The sequence below is a fragment of the Streptomyces fradiae ATCC 10745 = DSM 40063 genome (assembly GCF_008704425.1).
GTDB lineage: Bacteria > Actinomycetota > Actinomycetes > Streptomycetales > Streptomycetaceae > Streptomyces > Streptomyces fradiae.
Genome location: NZ_CP023696.1, coordinates 3,749,593 through 3,766,678 on the forward strand (window position 1 = coordinate 3,749,593; position 17,086 = coordinate 3,766,678).

The 17,086-nt window shown below is 74.4% G+C and carries 15 protein-coding genes; 8 read left to right on the top strand and 7 right to left on the bottom strand.

What is annotated here, in order from left to right; translation table 11 throughout:
* The first annotated feature begins 74 nt into the window (after window positions 1-74).
* From dacB to folE, 6 genes are all read left to right on the top strand, one after another.
* Window positions 75-1,565: a D-alanyl-D-alanine carboxypeptidase/D-alanyl-D-alanine endopeptidase gene (dacB, locus tag CP974_RS16755; protein WP_031132130.1), complete on the top strand. Its 1,491-nt coding sequence runs from the start codon at window positions 75-77 to the stop codon at window positions 1,563-1,565.
* 231 nt (window positions 1,566-1,796) lie between these two features.
* Window positions 1,797-2,924 carry an Rv3626c family coenzyme F420 biosynthesis-associated protein gene (locus tag CP974_RS16760; RefSeq protein WP_031132132.1) on the top strand — a complete coding sequence of 376 codons (1,128 nt, stop codon included), beginning with the start codon at window positions 1,797-1,799 and terminating at the stop codon, window positions 2,922-2,924.
* 376 nt (window positions 2,925-3,300) lie between these two features.
* Window positions 3,301-4,419 carry a tRNA lysidine(34) synthetase TilS gene (gene tilS / locus CP974_RS16765; RefSeq protein WP_031132134.1) on the top strand — a complete coding sequence of 373 codons (1,119 nt, stop codon included), beginning with the start codon at window positions 3,301-3,303 and terminating at the stop codon, window positions 4,417-4,419.
* Window positions 4,420-4,515: 96 nt separating this feature from the next.
* Window positions 4,516-5,055, top strand: a complete 540-nt coding sequence (gene hpt, locus CP974_RS16770) for a hypoxanthine phosphoribosyltransferase (RefSeq protein ID WP_031132136.1) — start codon at window positions 4,516-4,518, stop codon at window positions 5,053-5,055.
* A 218-nt stretch (window positions 5,056-5,273) separates the two neighbouring features.
* Entirely contained in the window at window positions 5,274-7,307 is a 2,034-nt protein-coding gene (gene ftsH, locus CP974_RS16775; protein ID WP_031132138.1) for an ATP-dependent zinc metalloprotease FtsH, read from the top strand.
* Between the two features lie 115 nt (window positions 7,308-7,422).
* The gene (gene folE / locus CP974_RS16780) at window positions 7,423-8,028 is read left to right on the top strand and encodes a GTP cyclohydrolase I FolE (protein WP_031132140.1); all 606 of its coding nucleotides are present in this window, start codon (window positions 7,423-7,425) and stop codon (window positions 8,026-8,028) included.
* 150 nt (window positions 8,029-8,178) lie between these two features.
* Here folE and CP974_RS16785 read toward each other — a convergent pair whose 3' ends face one another.
* The 6 genes from CP974_RS16785 to CP974_RS16810 form a co-directional block, all read right to left on the bottom strand.
* Window positions 8,179-8,664 carry a DUF3180 domain-containing protein gene (locus CP974_RS16785; RefSeq protein ID WP_031132142.1) on the bottom strand — a complete coding sequence of 162 codons (486 nt, stop codon included), beginning with the start codon at window positions 8,662-8,664 and terminating at the stop codon, window positions 8,179-8,181.
* A gap of 79 nt (window positions 8,665-8,743) precedes the next feature.
* The gene (gene folK, locus CP974_RS16790) at window positions 8,744-9,343 is read right to left on the bottom strand and encodes a 2-amino-4-hydroxy-6-hydroxymethyldihydropteridine diphosphokinase (RefSeq protein WP_031132144.1); all 600 of its coding nucleotides are present in this window, start codon (window positions 9,341-9,343) and stop codon (window positions 8,744-8,746) included.
* Window positions 9,340-9,699, bottom strand: a complete 360-nt coding sequence (gene folB / locus CP974_RS16795; RefSeq protein WP_031132146.1) for a dihydroneopterin aldolase — start codon at window positions 9,697-9,699, stop codon at window positions 9,340-9,342. Before folB ends, folK begins: the two co-directional genes overlap by 4 nt.
* 337 nt (window positions 9,700-10,036) lie before the next feature.
* Complete coding sequence (locus CP974_RS16800) at window positions 10,037-10,501, bottom strand: nuclear transport factor 2 family protein (RefSeq protein WP_031132148.1); 465 nt, start codon at window positions 10,499-10,501, stop codon at window positions 10,037-10,039.
* Window positions 10,498-11,361, bottom strand: coding sequence for a dihydropteroate synthase (folP, locus tag CP974_RS16805; RefSeq protein WP_078915624.1), 864 nt, complete (start codon window positions 11,359-11,361; stop codon window positions 10,498-10,500). Before folP ends, CP974_RS16800 begins: the two co-directional genes overlap by 4 nt.
* A gap of 108 nt (window positions 11,362-11,469) precedes the next feature.
* Complete coding sequence (locus CP974_RS16810; RefSeq protein WP_085921601.1) at window positions 11,470-13,344, bottom strand: phosphatidylglycerol lysyltransferase domain-containing protein; 1,875 nt, start codon at window positions 13,342-13,344, stop codon at window positions 11,470-11,472.
* A 240-nt stretch (window positions 13,345-13,584) separates the two neighbouring features.
* On the opposite strand from CP974_RS16810, the gene CP974_RS16815 reads away from it, so the two are divergent.
* Window positions 13,585-14,697 (top strand): alpha/beta hydrolase, encoded by a 1,113-nt coding sequence (locus CP974_RS16815; RefSeq protein WP_031133463.1) that lies wholly within the window; start codon window positions 13,585-13,587, stop codon window positions 14,695-14,697.
* Window positions 14,698-14,761: 64 nt separating this feature from the next.
* Here the strand turns inward: CP974_RS16815 and CP974_RS16820 are convergent, their stop codons facing one another.
* Window positions 14,762-16,015: an ABC transporter ATP-binding protein gene (locus CP974_RS16820; RefSeq protein ID WP_078915719.1), complete on the bottom strand. Its 1,254-nt coding sequence runs from the start codon at window positions 16,013-16,015 to the stop codon at window positions 14,762-14,764.
* 161 nt (window positions 16,016-16,176) lie between these two features.
* Here CP974_RS16820 and CP974_RS16825 point away from each other — a divergent pair, with 161 nt between their 5' ends.
* Complete coding sequence (locus CP974_RS16825) at window positions 16,177-17,085, top strand: ABC transporter permease (RefSeq protein ID WP_078915718.1); 909 nt, start codon at window positions 16,177-16,179, stop codon at window positions 17,083-17,085.
* Window position 17,086: the final 1 nt, after the last annotated feature.

Here is a 17,086-nt window from a genome sequence, read left to right on the forward strand (position 1 = left end):
CCGTGCTCGTGGCCCAGCTCAGTGGTTAAGTGTCCCTCACGCAACCATGTGCTCGCGAAAGGGGCTGGTCAGCCGTGCTGGAGCGGAACGTGCTGCGGCTGGCCGCGGGCTCCGCCGTCGCCGGAGTCGCCCTGGCCGCCACGGCGGCGGGTCTCGCCGGTCCCTGGGACGGGGGTCAGCGTACGGCGGAACGCGTCCGCGCCGCTGCCCCGGCGGCGACAGGTGGCGCACATCACGGCCCCGGCACGGCGGCCCCCGGCGCAGCCGCCCCCGGGCCCGCCACCGCCCACGGCCCCGGCCACGGCCCCGCCCCCGGCCGCGGGACCTCCGCCGACCGGGGCTCCGCGGGCCGGGCCCCCGCCCCCGCACCCAGCGCCCCGGCCGTCCTCGCGCCCCTCACGGCGTCCGCCCGCCCGCAGCACGCCCACGCCCCCGCCCTCGCCCGGACGCTCGACCAGCTGCTGCGCGCCCCCGGACTGGGCGCCGCGCGCACGGCGTCCGTCGTGGACGCGGCCACCGGGCGACCGCTGTACGGCCGCGGGGAGGCGGCGCCCATGGCCCCCGCCTCCACCATCAAGATCGCCACCGCGGTGGCGGCCCTCTCCGCCCTCGGCCCCGACCACCGCCTCACCACCGCCGTCGTGGCCGGTCAGGACGGCCGCACGGTCACCCTCGTCGGCGGCGGCGACCCCACCCTCGACCGCGCCCGCCTGAAGGCTCTCGCGGCGGACACCGCCAAGGCCCTGCGCGCGCGAGGCGCGGCGCCCACGGCCCTGGCGTACGACACGAGCCTCTACTCGGGCCCCGTCCGTCACCGGATCGGCGTCAACGACAACATCGCCCCCGTCACGGCCCTGATGACCGACGCCGGCCGCCTCGACGGCTCCACGCACGGCCCCGCCCCGCGCGCGGCCGACCCGGCCCGGGAGGCGGCACGCGCCTTCGCCGGCCAGCTCGCCGCCCACGGCGTGCAGGTGCCCGCCCCCGTACCCGGCCGCGCCCCGAGCCGCCCGGTACGGCTCGCGGTGACCCGTTCGGCCCCGCTCTCGGCCCTGGTGGAGCGCACCCTGACGCACAGCGACAACGACCTGGCGGAGGCACTCGCCCGCGCGACCGCCCGCGCCTCCCGGCGCCCGGCCTCCTTCGACGGCGCCGGGGCGGCGGTGCGCGACCGGCTGGGGAAGCTCGGCGTCCCGCTGGACGGCGCCGCCTTCCGGGACGGCAGCGGCCTGGACCGCCGCGACCGCGTCTCCGCCCGCCTCCTCACCGCGCTGCTGGCCCGTGCCGCCGACCCCGCCCACCCGCGGCTGCGCCCCGTCCTGACGGGCCTGCCCGTCGGCGGCTTCACCGGCACCCTCCGGGAGCGCTACACGGACGGCTCCCCGGCCGCCGGCCTGGTCCGCGCCAAGACGGGCACCCTGTCGGGCGTGAACGCCCTGGCGGGTACGGCGGTGACCCGCGACGGGCGCCTGCTGGCCTTCGCGTTCCTGGCGTCGAACACCCCTTCCCCGTACGAGGCCCAGCCCGCCCTGGACGCCCTGGCGACCGCCCTGACGGCGGGATGACCGCAGGCCCCGCCCGGCGACGAGCCGGACGGAGCCGGGCGTCGAGCCGGAACGGAGCCGGGCGCGGGCCGGAACGGAGCCAGGCGTCGAGCCGGGCGTGGGCCGGGCGCGGGCCGGGCGCCGGGCGGGTGCGGTGCGGGTGCCCGCGGCCGGGCGCCGGGCGGCAGGGGCGCCAGCGCGCGGGACGTTCGCGGCCTCTCCCTCGTGGCGCCGAGCACGTACGGTTGACGCATGACGAGCATCGGTGGTGCCGAGATGGTCGACTGGAATCTCGCGGTGGCGACCGCGATCCGCTTCGTGCGGCCGGGTCCGGAGGTGAGCCGCGACGAGGCGCGGGAGGTCGTCGCCGAGCTGCGGCGGCACGCCAAGGCGTCCGAGGAGCACGTCCGGTCGTTCACCCGCATGGTCCCGGAGGGGCACGAGCCGGAGGACACCCCCGTCCTCGTCGTCGACCGGGCCGGGTGGGTCCGGGCGAACGTGGCGGGCTTCCGCGAGCTGCTCAAGCCGCTGCTGGAGAAGATGTCCGAGCGCCGCTCCGCGAGCCCCGGCGGCGCCGTCCTCGGCGCCGTCGGCGGCAAGGTGACCGGAGTCGAGCTGGGCATGCTGCTGTCCTTCCTCGCCTCGCGCGTCCTCGGCCAGTACGAGACCTTCGCCCCCGCCACGCGCGAGCTGCCCGCCGGTGAGAACGGCGGCGGCCGGCTGCTGCTCGTCGCGCCCAACATCGTCCACGTCGAGCGGGAGCTCGCCGTCGACCCGCACGACTTCCGGCTGTGGGTGAGCCTCCACGAGGAGACCCACCGCACCCAGTTCACCGCCGTGCCGTGGCTGCGCGACCACCTGCGGAGCGAGATCCAGGCGTTCCTCGCCGCCACCGACATGGACCCGATGACGGTGCTGGAGCGCCTGCGCGACGCCGTGCAGAGCTTCACGGGGGCCCGCCCCGAGGCGGAGGAGGACGAGCCGGGCCGCTCCCTCGTGGAGCTGGTGCAGACACCGGAGCAGCGCGAGATCCTGGGCCGCCTGACCGCCGTGATGTCGCTCCTCGAGGGCCACGCCGACTTCGTCATGGACGGCGTCGGCCCGCAGGTGGTGCCGTCCGTCGCGGAGATCCGCGAGAAGTTCCAGCAGCGCCGCGCGCGCGGGGCGTCCCGCCTCGACATGGCGCTGCGCAAGCTGCTGGGCCTCGATGCCAAGCTGCGGCAGTACCGCGACGGGGAGCGGTTCGTCAGCGCCGTCGTCGAGCAGGTCGGCATGGACGGCTTCAACCGCGTCTGGACCTCCCCGAACACGCTCCCCACCAAGGCGGAGATCGCGAAGCCCGCCGACTGGGTGGCACGGGTGCACCGCAAGGCGGACTGAGGAGCGCCCCTCCGGGACCTGCCGGGCCCCGGGGGGCCTTCCGGGGCCTCCGGGGCCCGGCAGTGGGTCTCCCGGGGTCTCCCGGGGTCTCCCGGGGTCTCCCGGGGTCTCCCGGGGTCTCCCGGGGTCTCCCGGGGTCTCCCGGGGTCTTCCGGGGTCTTCCGGGGAACCGGAATCCCCGGCTCTCCCGAACGGCGCCGTCCCTATCACCCATCCGAGGGACCGTGGGCGAGGGATAGGCGTGCGATGCTCGGGTAAGGGCCGTGCTCTGTCACCATCGACGCACGCTGAGTGACGACCTGAGTGACCGAACCCCCCGTTCCGACCGTTAAGACTCCGACCGAGGCACCCCCAACTTCCACGAAGGGCACCGGACATGGGTCCCCATCCTGCGGTCGCGGCGATACGCCTGGCGGTTCGCCGCGTACTCCACGACGTACTCAACGAGCTCTCCCGGGACAGCGCCGCCGGCGCGGCGGCCGCTCCCGCGCCCCCCGGCCCCACCCCGCCGGACGGCGGGACCGCGCCCCCCGGCGGCGGTCGCGCGGACGCGCGACCCGCAGCCGCGCGACCCGCGGGCGAGCCCCCGCTCGTGCTGGTCGCCTGCTCCGGTGGCGCCGACTCCATGGCGCTCGCCTCCGCCCTCGCCTTCGAGGCCCGCAAGCTGGCCATCCGGGCCGGCGCGATCACCGTCGACCACGGCCTGCAGCCCGGCTCCGACCTGCGCGCCGCCGAGGTGGCCGCCCGCCTCGGCGCCCTGCGGCTGGACCCGGTCGAGGCCGTCGCGGTGACCGTCGGCCGCGAGGGCGGGCCCGAGGCCGCCGCCCGCGACGCGCGGTACGCGGCGCTGGACGAGGCCGCCGAGCGCCTGGGCGCCGCAGCCGTGCTGCTCGGCCACACCCGCGACGACCAGGCGGAGACCGTACTCCTCGGCCTCGCCCGCGGCTCGGGCATCCGGTCCCTGTCGGGCATGGCCGCCGTCTCCGGCTCCGCCGGCCGCTACCGCCGCCCCTTCCTGCACCTCGACCGGCAGACCGCCCGCACGGCGTGCCTGGTCCAGTCCCTGCCCGTCTGGGACGACCCCATGAACGCCGACCCGGCGTACACCCGCTCCCGGCTGCGCCACGAGGGCCTGCCCGCCCTGGAGAAGTCGCTCGGCAAGGGCGTCGTGGAGGCCCTCGCCCGCACCGCGCAGCTGTGCCGCGACGACGCGGACGCCCTGGACCGCTGGGCCGCCGAGGCCGACGCCACCGTGCGGGACGAGGCCGGGCTGCTGGAGTGCGCCAAGCTGTACGCGCTGCCGCCCGCCGTGCGCCGCCGCGTCCTGCGCCGCGCGGCCATCGCCGAGGGCGCCCCGGCCGGCTCCCTGTTCGCCCGGCACATCGAGGAGCTGGACCGGCTGATCACCGGCTGGCGGGGCCAGGGAGCCATCAATCTGCCCGGCCGCGTCGTCGCCCGGCGGCAGGGTGGCAGACTGGTCATTCGGCAAGGCTGACCGAAAACGGGCCGAGGCGTCGGTCAGGAGGCCGTCACAGGCCGGCCCAGGCTGACGCAGGCTGCAACGAAAGTGACCCGGGTGAACCAGAACGACATGGGTGCCGACCTCAAGTCCGTGCTCATCACCAAGGAAGAGATCGACGCCAAGCTGGCCGAGCTGGCTTCGAAGATCGACGCGGAGTACGCGGGCAAGGACCTGCTCATCGTCGGCGTCCTCAAGGGCGCCGTGATGGTGATGGCGGACCTGGCTCGCGCCCTGTCCACCCCCGTCACCATGGACTGGATGGCCGTCTCCTCGTACGGGGCGGGCACCCAGTCCTCCGGCGTCGTCCGGATCCTCAAGGACCTGGACACCGACATCAAGGGCCGGCACGTCCTGATCGTCGAGGACATCATCGACTCCGGGCTGACCCTGTCCTGGCTGCTGTCCAACCTCGGCTCGCGCGAGCCGGCCTCCCTGGAGGTCGTCACGCTGCTGCGCAAGCCGGAGGCGGCCAAGGTGGCGATCGACGTGAAGTGGATCGGCTTCGACATCCCCAACGAGTTCGTCGTGGGATACGGGCTGGACTACGCCGAGAAGTACCGGAACCTCCCGTTCGTCGGGACGCTCGCACCGCACGTCTACGGCGGCTGACGGCCGGGTACGGGCGGTCCGGGAACCCCGGCCGCCCGCTCCGCGTTGGACGTGGGGAAGGCGGCCACGGGCCACGATGCTGGGGTACCGTCCGAAGAACAGCTTTTCCGCCGCACCCGTGCTGACCGAGACGCCAGCACGTAGTCTCACAAGTCTCACACTCTCACAGCAGCATTTACCTACGGGCAGGAGGGACGGGGCGTCATCGCTCCGTATGGATGGACGTGAAGCGATACTTCCGTGGGCCGGTCATGTGGATCGTGCTGGCCGTCCTCGCCGTGGTCGTGTTGATGCAGGTCGTCGGCTCGTCGGGCGGCTACAAGACGGTGGACACCGCCAAGGTCATCAAGGCGATCGCCACCAACCAGGTTGATCAGGCCAAGCTGACCACCGGCGACGAGCAGATGATCAAGGTCGACCTCAAGGACGGCCAGAAGATCGACGGCAGCGACAAGGTGCAGGCGAGCTACATCGGGACCCAGGGTTCCGACCTCGCCACGACGCTGCAGCAGAAGTACGAGGCGGGTGAGATCGACAAGGGCTACACGGTCTCGCCGACCAAGCAGAGCGCCTTCGTCTCCGTGCTGCTGTCGCTGCTGCCCTTCGTCCTGATCGTCCTGGTCTTCCTCTTCCTGATGAACCAGATGCAGGGCGGCGGCTCCCGAGTCATGAACTTCGGGAAGTCCAAGGCCAAGCTGATCACCAAGGACACCCCCAAGACGACGTTCGCCGACGTCGCCGGCTCGGACGAGGCCGTCGAGGAGCTCCACGAGATCAAGGAGTTCCTCCAGGAGCCGGCCAAGTTCCAGGCCGTCGGCGCCAAGATCCCCAAGGGCGTGCTGCTCTACGGCCCGCCCGGAACGGGCAAGACGCTCCTCGCGCGCGCCGTCGCGGGCGAGGCCGGCGTGCCGTTCTACTCGATCTCCGGCTCCGACTTCGTCGAGATGTTCGTCGGCGTCGGCGCCTCCCGCGTCCGCGACCTCTTCGAGCAGGCCAAGGCGAACGCCCCGGCGATCGTCTTCGTCGACGAGATCGACGCCGTCGGACGGCACCGCGGCGCGGGCCTCGGCGGCGGCCACGACGAGCGCGAGCAGACGCTGAACCAGCTGCTCGTCGAGATGGACGGCTTCGACGTGAAGGGCGGCGTCATCCTGATCGCCGCCACGAACCGCCCGGACATCCTCGACCCGGCCCTCCTGCGCCCCGGCCGCTTCGACCGCCAGATCGCGGTCGACCGCCCGGACATGCAGGGCCGTCTGGAGATCCTCAAGGTCCACCAGAAGGGCAAGCCGGTCGCGCCCGACGTCGACCTGGCGGCCGTCGCCCGCCGCACGCCGGGCTTCACCGGCGCCGACCTGTCGAATGTGCTGAACGAGGCCGCGCTCCTGACGGCGCGCAGCGACAAGAAGCTCATCGACAACCACATGCTGGACGAGGCGATCGACCGCGTGGTCGCGGGCCCGCAGAAGCGGACCCGCATCATGTCGGACAAGGAGAAGAAGATCACCGCGTACCACGAGGGCGGCCACGCCCTCGTCGCGGCGGCGTCCCCGAACTCCGACCCGGTCCACAAGATCACCATCCTGTCCCGCGGGCGGGCCCTCGGCTACACGATGGTCCTGCCGGACGAGGACAAGTACTCGACCACGCGCAACGAGATGCTCGACCAGCTCGCGTACATGCTGGGCGGGCGCGCCGCCGAGGAACTGGTCTTCCACGACCCGACCACGGGCGCGGCCAACGACATCGAGAAGGCCACGGCCACGGCCCGCGCGATGGTGACGCAGTACGGCATGACCGAGCGGCTCGGCGCCATCAAGTTCGGCGGCGACAACACCGAGCCCTTCCTCGGCCGCGAGATGGCCCACCAGCGCGACTACTCCGAGGAGGTCGCCGCGCTGGTCGACGAGGAGGTCAAGAAGCTCATCGAGGCCGCGCACAACGAGGCGTGGGAGATCCTCGTGGAGAACCGGGACGTCCTGGACAACCTGGTCCTCCAGCTCCTGGAGAAGGAGACGCTGAACAAGGAGGAGATCGCCGAGATCTTCGCCCCGATCGTGAAGCGTCCTCCGCGCCCGGCGTGGACCGGCTCCTCGCGGCGCACCCCGTCCACGCGCCCGCCGGTGCTGTCGCCGAAGGAGCTGGCGCTGACCAACGGCGCGACCCCGTCGACGGCCACCACGGCGACGTCGGCCGCGGTGGACACCACGAAGACCGCGGAAGCGGTGCCGGAGGAGCGTCCGGAGTCCTGACTCCGAACCCCACCCGGAATGGATGCCGCGCCCCCCAGGTTCTAGCCTGAGGGGGCGCGGCATCCGCGCACTCAGGGCAATTCGCGCACGCAGGGCACGACGGAACGAGGCACAGATGACCGACGCGGTGACGCTGGACGGCGAGGGCAGGATCGGCGAGTTCGACGAGCAGCGCGCCGTGGCCGCCGTACGCGAACTCCTCATCGCGGTCGGTGAGGACCCGGACCGCGAGGGCCTGCGCGAGACGCCGGCGCGGGTCGCGCGGGCGTACAAGGAGATATTCGCCGGGCTGTGGCAGGAGCCGGAGGACGTGCTGACGACGACCTTCGACCTGGGCCACGACGAGATGGTGCTGGTCAAGGACATCGAGGTGTTCTCGACCTGCGAGCACCACCTGGTGCCGTTCCGCGGGGTGGCCCACGTCGGCTACATCCCGTCGACCACGGGCAAGATCACGGGCCTGTCGAAGCTGGCCCGGCTGGTGGACGTGTACGCGCGCCGCCCGCAGGTGCAGGAGCGGCTGACCACGCAGATCGCCGACTCCCTGATGAAGATCCTCGAACCGCGCGGTGTGATCGTGGTCATCGAGTGCGAGCACATGTGCATGTCGATGCGCGGCATCCGCAAGCCGGGCGCCAAGACCATCACCTCCGCCGTGCGCGGTCAGCTGCGCGACATGGCGACCCGCTCGGAGGCGATGAGCCTCATCATGGCGAACTGACGCCGGGAGCCGGGAGCCGGGAGCCGGGAGCCGGGAGCCGGGAGGCCCGGACCGTGACGGTGCCGGGAGGCGCCCGGCGGTCCGGAGACGGCCGGGAAGCCGTGACGGGCCCGGGGGCCCCGAGCGGCGGCCCCGCCGTCCCGGCGGGGCTCAGGCGGTGGCCGTGGGGGCGCCGGGCGGCTCGTCGTCCTCGGGGAGGCGGCAGACCCGCTCCAGGAACAGCGCCGCCGCGATCACCGCCAGGCCGGCGAGCACGGCGAAGCCCGCGTAGATCGCCTGGTCGCGGCGGGCGGGCACGTCCAGCGAGCCCAGCAGGAACACGCCCGTCCCGGCGTACATCCCGCTCACCACGGCCGTGACGAGTGCGCTGGCCTGCCCGAAGACGACCGCGCGCGCCGCGACCATCGGCTCGACGCCCTTCGCTCCGGGGCGCCGCTCCCGCTGGGCCTTCAGCCGGGCGCGGAGGGACAGCGCCGTCGCCGCCAGGACCGCCGCGATGGCGGCCAGCACGATCGGCGCGGCCAGCGGGACGCTCGGCAGCGTGCCGAACGCGTCCCACAGCCGGGCGCCGCCCCAGGACAGGATCCCGGCCACCACGAAGAGCCCGGCCAGTACCTTGACCCTCAGTTGCCTCACGGTGGTCCTTCGTCTCTGTCGTGCCGTCGCCTGCCGTTCCCCGCGGGAGCGCGGGGCCGCCGTCCCTCAGGGACAACGGTCAGTCGGGCAGGCGGAGTTCCAGGTCCTCGCGGACGGCGACGCCCTCCTCGCCGATCCCGGCCAGCACGTCCGCCACCCGCCCGGCGCCCGGGAGGTGGGCCTCCGGCTCCACGTCCAGCCACGGGCGCAGCACGAAGGCCCGCTCGTGGGCGCGCGGGTGCGGCAGGGTGAGGACCGGGTCGCCGGAGACCACGTCCCCGTACACGACGATGTCCACGTCGACCGTCCGGGCGCCCCACCGCTGGGTGCGCACCCGGTCGAACGCCTCCTCCACGGCCTGGGCCCGCTCCAGCAGCGAGGACGGCGGCAGCGTCGTCTTCACGACGACCACGGCGTTCAGGTACGGCGGCTGGGTGTCGGGCTCGACGCCCCAGGGAGCGGTCTCGTAGACCCGGGACACGGCCTTGACGCGGACGCCGGGGGTGTCCTCCAGGGCGTCGACGGCGCCCTGGAGGTTCTCCAGGCGGTTGCCCAGGTTCCCGCCCAGGGAGAGGACGGCCGGCTTCGGGTTGGACAGCGTCGTGTCGGCGGCGTCGACCTGCGCCGTCACGGAGGCGGGCACCGGCTGTACCGTCGGGTCGGTCGGGGTGCGGTTCATACGCGGCTCCGGGTGATGGTGATGGTCACGTCGTCGAACGGAACGGTGATCGGGGCGTCCGGCTTGTGCACGCACACCTCGACCTCCTGGACACCCTCGTGCTTGAGGCAGCGCTGGGCGATGCGCTCGGCCAGCGTCTCGATCAGGTCGACCGGCTCGCCGCGCACCACGTCGACGACCTCCTCCGCCACGATGCCGTAGTGGACGGTCTTCTCCAGGTCGTCCTCCGCGGCGGCGGGCCGGGTGTCGAGGCCCAGGACCACATCCACGATGAAGGTCTGGCCCTCTTCCCGCTCCTTGGGGAAGACGCCGTGGTGCCCGCGGGCCTTGAGGCCGCGCAGCGCGACACGATCCACGCGAATCACTCCTGCTGTCGTAGGTCCGGGCGGCCTCCGGCCGGGTGCGGTCGGTCCGGTCGCCACCCCTCGAATCTACCCGCGTCCACCGACAGGGCCCGCGCGCGGCCCCGTGCGACGGCCTCCTCACCGCTCCTCTACCCGCTCGGGGCGCTCACACCGCCACCCGGTCGGGGTGCTGCTCCCACCGCCGTACGCCCGGGGTGCCCGATCCGCCGTACGCTCGGGGTGGCTCGATCCGCCGTCCGCGCGCGGCACCCGTACCGCCGTCCGCGCGCGGCACGCCTGCCGCCGCCCGCGCCGGCCCCGTGCAGCGGTCCCGCCCGGTGCGCTCAGCTCACACCGCGCCCTCGGCGTCCTCGTCCTCGTCGTCCGACTCCGCCAGGACCGGAGAGCCGTGGTGGGACCACACCTTCCAGCCGTCCGGGGTGCGGCGGAACACGTTCGTCGCGACGACCAGCTGGCCGACCAGCGGGCCCAGCTCGGCGCCGTCCTCGGCGGGCCCGCCGCTGAGGATGTTCTCCGTGCAGGTGACCACCGCCGTGTCCGCCGCGACGGCGACCTTCACATCGGTCAGGAAGAACTGGATGTACTCGGTGTTCGCCATGATCAGCGCGTACGAGCGGAGCACCTCGCCCCGGCCGGACAGCACCGGCCAGCCGGGGTGGACGCAGGAGACGCCGCCGTACCGCTCGTCCAGCCACAGGTCGGCGACCGCCTCGAAGTCGCCGCGCTCCACCGCCTCGTAGAAGGCGGTGTTGGCCAGCTCGACGTCCTCGGTGTCCGTGCGGGCGGCGCTCACGAGGCGGCGCCCTCGACGGCGCGGGCCACGCGGACGGCGTCGGCCGTCGCCCGCACGGCGTGGACGCGCACGGCCCAGGCGCCCTCGTGGGCGGCGATGGCCGACACGGCGGCCGTCGCGGCGTCCCGCTCGCGGGCGGGCGGCGGGGTGTGGCCCTCCCCGGCCAGGACGCGGCCCAGGAACCGCTTGCGGGAGGCGGCGACCAGCAGCGGGCGGCCGAGGGACCGCAGCGCGTCCAGGTGCGCCACGAGGGCCAGGTCGTGCTCGGCCTGCTTGGCGAAGCCCAGGCCGGGGTCGACCACGATCCGCTCGGGGGCGACACCGCCCGCGACGACGGCCTCCACGCGCGCGCGCAGCTCGGCGACGACCTCGGCGACCACGTCGTCGTAGACGGCGAGGCTGTTCATCCGCTCGCTGAAGCCCCGCCAGTGCATCACGACGAACGGCACCCCGGCCGCGGCGACCGCCGGGACCATGCCGGGGTCGGCGAGGCCGCCGCTGACGTCGTTGACGAGCACGGCGCCCGCCTCCACGGCCCGGCGGGCGACGGAGGCGCGCATGGTGTCGACGGAGACGACGACGCCCTCCGAGGCCAGGCCGCGCACGACGGGGACGACGCGCCGCAGCTCCTCCTCCTCGTCCACCCGGGTGGCGCCGGGCCGCGTGGACTCGCCGCCCACGTCCACCAGGTCGGCGCCCTGGGCGACCAGCTCCAGGCCGTGCTTGACCGCGGCCGTGGTGTCGAACCAGCGCCCGCCGTCCGAGAAGGAGTCGGGCGTCACGTTGACGACGCCCATGACCGCACAGCGGTCCCACTCCGGCAGCCCCTGGACCGTACCGCGTCCGCGCAACGTACTCATGCCCCCAGCCTAGGGCCGTACCGGCGGCGGGGCGGCGACCGGGCCGGGCGCACGGGTCCGGGCGGGTGGCGCCCCACCGCCGCCGCCCCGCCACCGCACGGGCGGGCGTCAGGCGGCGCGCGCTCCGGCCCCGGGCGCGGCGGGCGCGGGCGGGGCGGCCGGGCCGGCGGACGGGGCCGGCGCGATGTGGGCGCAGGGCCGCTCGGGCCGCTCGCCCCGGCGGCGGAACGGACGCGGCGGCGCGAGGTTCACGAAGCCCTCGGCCTGCATCGCGGCGAAGCCGATGCGCGGCAGGTCGCGCGTGCTGCGGTACACGACGAAGCGGGGCTCCCAGCGCGGCTGGAACTTCGCGTTGAACTTGTACAGCGACTCGATCTGGAACCACCGCGACAGGAACACCAGCAGCCCTCGCCAGACCCGCAGGACCGGGCCGGCGCCCAGCCGCTCGCCGCGGGCCAGCGCCGAGCGGAACATCGCGAAGTTCAGCGACACCCGCGCCACCTTCAGCTGCGGGGCGGCCTGCAGGGCGGCGACGATCAGCAGCTCGTTCATCCCGGGGTCGGCGGACCGGTCGCGGCGCATCAGCTCCAGCGACATGCCGTCCGCCCCCCACGGCACGAAGTGGATGATCGCCTTCAGATCGCCGTACGGGGAGGTCTCCGCCGACTCGTCGGCCTTGTGGGCGGTCGCGATGACCGCGTCGCCGTCCGCCGGGTCGCCGATGCGGCCCAGCGCCATGGAGAAGCCGCGCTCGGTGTCGGTGCCCCGCCAGTCGGCTGCGGCCCGGCGGATGCGCTCCAGCTCCTCGTCCGGCAGGTCACGCGCGCGCCGCACCCGCGTCTCGTAGCCGTTGCGCTCGATCCGCTTGACCATCTGGCGCACATTGCGCATGGCGCGCCCGGACAGCGAGAAATCCGCGACGTCCACCACCGCCTCGTCGCCCAGTTCCAGGGCGTCCAGGCCGGTCTCGCGCGTCCACACCTGGCCGCCGGTCTCCGAGCAGCCCATGACGGCGGGCGTCCAGGAGTGGGCCCTGGCCTCGTCCATGAACCGCTCGATGGCACCGGGCCAGGCCTCCACGTCGCCGATCGGGTCCCCGCTGGCCAGCATCACCCCGGACACCACGCGGTACGTGACGGCCGCCTTGCCGCTCGGCGAGAACACCACCGCCTTGTCGCGGCGGAGCGCGAAGTGGCCCAGCGAGTCCCGGCCGCCGTGCCGGGCGAGCAGCTCCCGCAGCCTGGCCTCGTCGTCCTCGGTGAGCCGGGCCACCGGGTGCTCGGGTCGGAACGCCAGGTAGATGGTGGTGACCGCGGTGAGCAGCCCCAGCGCGCCGAGCGAGTAGCCGACCGTCCAGGAGACGCTGCCGCCGTACGCCACGGGCCCCTCGACGCCGACCAGGCCCAGCAGGACGTGCTCCAGCCGGTCGCTGAGGCTCGGGTCGCCGACGACCTTCCCGGGGTGGGCGCTCACGACCAGCAGGCCCAGGCCCAGCGAACCGGCGCTCATGAGCACGAAGTTGGCCAGGGCCCGCCAGCGGCTGCGCGGGTCCGGCAGGGCGGCGAACTGCCTGCGGTGGCCCAGCAGCAGGGCGAGCAGGGCGAGCGACAGCAGCACCCCGACGACCGAGTGGCGGTACAGGAACTGCGCCACCGCCCCGGCCGGGAGCAGCACCACCGCGGCCCGCCACGCGCGGCGCTTGCGGCGCTTGAGCCCGTGCGCGAGGAGGAGCAGCAGGACGCCCACGCTGAGGGACAGCGCGGCGGACAGCGGTCCCAGCGTGCCCGGCAGGACCTCCACCAGGTCGTGGAACCGGCTCGCCCGGAAGCGGGGGAAGACCCCGGCGGCGATGTCCACCAGGCCGATGAACGTGCAGGCCGTACCGACGAGCGCGGGCACCTTCTCGGCACGCGGTCCGCGCAGGATCCGGCGTACCCGAGTCGGAACCGATGCCGACTTATCCCCATCTACCGTGACAGACATGGCTTCCCGTGGCTCCGCGAGAGATTGACGCGTCCCTTCGGCCCGAAACGACGTCGGGGCCGGAACAACCGGACGATGTGCGCTCTCTAGGACGGCGGGTCGGCGCGGAGGGTTCACTCCCGCCCGGAAAATTCGCCGCGGCGCCTGACGGCACACGGCGACACGCCATGGCGACACGCGACACGCGACACGGCGACACACGACGCGCCGAGCACGACGAGAAGAAGGCTTCGACGACGCATGGGTCTCACCAGCAACAAGGTCCTGGCGCTGGCCGTCCTCGCCGCGGCGGCGCTGTTCGCCGCCACGGTGTGGCTGTGGCCGCGCCTCGCCCGGCGGTCCTGGCGCGCGGTGCTGGGCAGGGCCGGCCTGCTCCTGGCGACCCAGCTCGCGCTCTTCGCCGCCGTGGGCCTGGCCGCCAACAACTACTTCCTCTTCTACGGCTCCTGGGCCGACCTCCTCGGCCGGGAGCAGGAACTGGGCGTCGTCGTCGACCACTCGGCGGGCGGCGAGCACGTCAAGGTGGTGGAGAAGCGCCCCATGGACGTGCCGGGCGGCCACCACCCGCAGGTGGGCGGCCAGATCCAGAAGGTGGTGATCTCCGGCCCGAAGTCCGGCATCGACAGCCCCGCGTACGTCTACCTGCCGCCCGAGTACTTCCAGCCCGCGCACGCCCGCCGCACCTTCCCCGCCGCCGTCGTCCTCACCGGCTATCCGGGCACCGCCGAGAACCTGCTCAAGGGCCTGCGCTACCCGCGTACCGCGTACGAGCAGGCCAAGGCCGGGAGGATGCAGCCCATGGTCCTGGTGATGCTGCGGCCGACGGTCGCGCCGCCGCGTGACACCGAGTGCGTGGACGTGCCGGGCGGGCCGCGCACGGAGACGTACTTCGCGGAGGACCTGCCGACCGCCGTCTCCCGGGCCTACCGGGTCGGCGGGGCCGCGCGGAACTGGGGGTTGATCGGCAACTCGACGGGCGGCTACTGCGCGCTGAAGATCGCGCTGCACCATCCGGGCCGGTTCGCCGCGGGCGCCGGGCTGTCGGCCTACTACAAGGCGGCCGAGGACGTCACGACCGGCGACCTGTTCCGGGGCGACGCGAAGCTGCGCAACCGCGCCGACCTGCTGTGGAGCCTCGACAACCTGCCCCAGGGCCGTACGTCGTTCCTCGTCACCACCTCCCGGCAGGGCGAGGGGAACCTGGCGGGCACGCGTGACTTCATCGCGAAGGTGAAGGCGCCCGCGCGCGTGTCGTCCATCACGCTGGACAGCGGCGGCCACAACTTCGGCACCTGGAACCGCGAGATCCCGCCCGCGCTGGTCTGGCTGAGCGGCCGGCTCAGCGCCGCGTGACGGCGCCGCGCCGGCCGCTACCGGCCGGGGGCAACCTGGCCGGCGCCGCGCCGGCCGTACCGGCTCAGGGCCGCGTGACCGCCGGGGCCGCCTCCGTGCCGTCGCCCTCGCCGTTGCCGTTGCCGTTGCCGAGGCCGTCGCCGCCGTCTCCGACGCCGTCGCCGTCGCCGTCGCCCAGGGAGCGGCGCAGGGCCCCGTGCAGCCGTTCCGGGGTGAGGACGCCCAGGTAGCGGCCCCCGTCCGGGTCCACGACGGCGACCCAGCCGGCGTCGTACCGCAGCATCGCGGAGAACGCCTCCCGAAGCGACCCGCCCAGCTCCACCCGCGCCTCCATGCGCCGCGCGTACTCCCGCACCCCGCCGGGCGCCGCGCCCGCCGCGGACGTACGAGCCGGGGACGCGCCCGCCGTCCCCGGGGCGGCCGGTCCGGCGGCCTCCGCGGCGGCCGGGAGCCAGCCGTACGGGCGGCCCTCGGCGTCGACGACCACCGACCGGGCGCCGTCCCACGCGCGCGGGAGCGGGTCGTCGAGCCGTACGACGGGCGGCCGGTCGAGGTGGGACTCCTCCACGGGGGTCACCGACAGCCGCCGCAGCGCCCGGTCCGCGCCGACGAACTCCGCGACGTACGGCGTGGCCGGGGAGCCCAGGACCGCGGCGGGCGGGTCCAGCTGCTCGATGGTGCCGTGCCCGTACACGGCCATGCGGTCGCCGAGCCGGACGGCCTCCTCCAGGTCGTGCGTGACGAACAGGACCGTCTTGCGCATCCGTGCCTGGAGCGCGAGGAACTCGCTCTGCAGGCGCTCCCGCACGACCGGGTCGACGGCCCCGAACGGCTCGTCCATCAGCAGCACCGGCGGGTCGGCGGCCAGGGCGCGCGCCACGCCGACCCGCTGGCGCTGCCCGCCCGACAGCTGGTCGGGGTACCGGTCGCCGAAGGCGCGCGGGTCGAGGCCCACCAGCTCCAGCAGCTCCGCCGCGCGCGCGTGGGCCCTGGCCCGGCGCTCGCCGAGGAGGCGCGGGACGGTCGCGGTGTTCTCCAGCACCGTGCGGTGCGGGAAGAGGCCGACCTGCTGGATGACGTAGCCGATGCCGCGCCGCAGCTCCACGGGGTCGGTGGCGGCGACGTCCCGGCCGTCGACCAGGACGCGGCCGGAGGACGGTTCCACGAGCCGGTTGACCATCTTCATGGTGGTGGTCTTGCCGCAGCCGGAGGGGCCGACGAGGGTGACCAGCTCACCCCTGCCCACCTCGAACGACAGATCGTCCACGGCGGTCGTGCCGTCCGCGTACCGCTTGGTGACGTGTTCGAAGCGGATCACTGCTCCCCCTTGAGGCGCGTGGTGGCGTTGAGGCCATGGTGCACGGTCCGGAGCGTCCTCCGGGTGAATGTCGGTGCCGGGCGTTAGGGTCGAACCCATCGAACACCGCATCGAGTCCACGGCGCTGACAGGCCGTCCGGAGCCGGGGGAGGTGGGAAGCGATGACCGGCTGCCTCGCGGCCAACGACTGGATCTGCCCGGAGTACGTGACCTCCCGCGCCGGGGAGCTCGCGGACGCGACCGCGCAGCACCTGTGGATCACCGGTGTGTCGGTGCTCCTCGGGCTCGCCGTCGCCTTCCCGCTGGCGCTGCTCGTGCGGGCCCGGCCGGGGTTCGCCGGGCCCGTGCTGGGCCTGACGACGGTGCTGTACGCGGTCCCGTCGCTGGCGATGTTCTCGCTGCTCCTGCCGGTGTTCGGGCTGTCGGCCGCGCTGGTCGTGACGGGGCTGGTGCTGTACTCGCTGACGATCCTCGTACGGAACATCCTGGCCGGGCTGGCGGCCGCGCCCGCCGAGACGCGGGAGGCCGCGCGCGGGATGGGGTACGGCACCGGGCGGCTGCTGTGGGAGGTGGAGCTGCCGTTGGCCCTGCCGGCGGTGCTGGCCGGGGTGCGGATGGCGACGGTGTCCACGGTCGCCCTGACGACCGTGGGCGCCCTGGTGGACTACGGCGGCCTGGGCACCCTCATCACCGACGGGCTCAGGAGCTTCTTCAAGGCCCAGGTGCTCACCGCCTCCGTGCTGTGCGTCCTGCTGGCGGTGACCGCCGACGTGCTGCTGCTGGGCGTCCAGCGGCTGCTGACCCCGTGGACGCGGGCCACCCGGCGACGGGCCCCGGCGCCCGCGCGGGAGGGGCGGCCGGGCGGTGGTCCGCGGCCTGAGGGCGGTTCGCGGCAGCGTGGTGGCGGGTGGCCGGGGGGCGGGCCGCCGCCGCGCGGTGGTGCCGGGGAGTCCGGTGCCGGAGGGCTGGGTGGCGGCGGGGAGTCCGGTGCCGGGGGACTCGGTGGCCGGGGACTCGGCGGCGGGGGGCTCGGTGCCGGCGGACTCGGTGGCGTCGGGAAGGGGGGCTGAG

What these genes read in the sequence shown, in the direction of transcription:
- CP974_RS16760 (WP_031132132.1), top strand. Translation starts at nt 1,797, where the DNA reads ATGACGAGCATCGGTGGTGCCGAGATGGTCGACTGGAATCTCGCGGTG.
- tilS (WP_031132134.1), top strand. Translation starts at nt 3,301, where the DNA reads ATGGGTCCCCATCCTGCGGTCGCGGCGATACGCCTGGCGGTTCGCCGC.
- hpt (WP_031132136.1), top strand. Translation starts at nt 4,516, where the DNA reads ATGGGTGCCGACCTCAAGTCCGTGCTCATCACCAAGGAAGAGATCGAC.
- ftsH (WP_031132138.1), top strand. Translation starts at nt 5,274, where the DNA reads ATGGACGTGAAGCGATACTTCCGTGGGCCGGTCATGTGGATCGTGCTG.
- folE (WP_031132140.1), top strand. Translation starts at nt 7,423, where the DNA reads ATGACCGACGCGGTGACGCTGGACGGCGAGGGCAGGATCGGCGAGTTC.
- folK (WP_031132144.1), bottom strand. Translation starts at nt 9,343, where the DNA reads ATGAACCGCACCCCGACCGACCCGACGGTACAGCCGGTGCCCGCCTCC.
- folP (WP_078915624.1), bottom strand. Translation starts at nt 11,361, where the DNA reads ATGAGTACGTTGCGCGGACGCGGTACGGTCCAGGGGCTGCCGGAGTGG.
- CP974_RS16810 (WP_085921601.1), bottom strand. Translation starts at nt 13,344, where the DNA reads ATGTCTGTCACGGTAGATGGGGATAAGTCGGCATCGGTTCCGACTCGG.
- CP974_RS16815 (WP_031133463.1), top strand. Translation starts at nt 13,585, where the DNA reads ATGGGTCTCACCAGCAACAAGGTCCTGGCGCTGGCCGTCCTCGCCGCG.
- CP974_RS16825 (WP_078915718.1), top strand. Translation starts at nt 16,177, where the DNA reads ATGACCGGCTGCCTCGCGGCCAACGACTGGATCTGCCCGGAGTACGTG.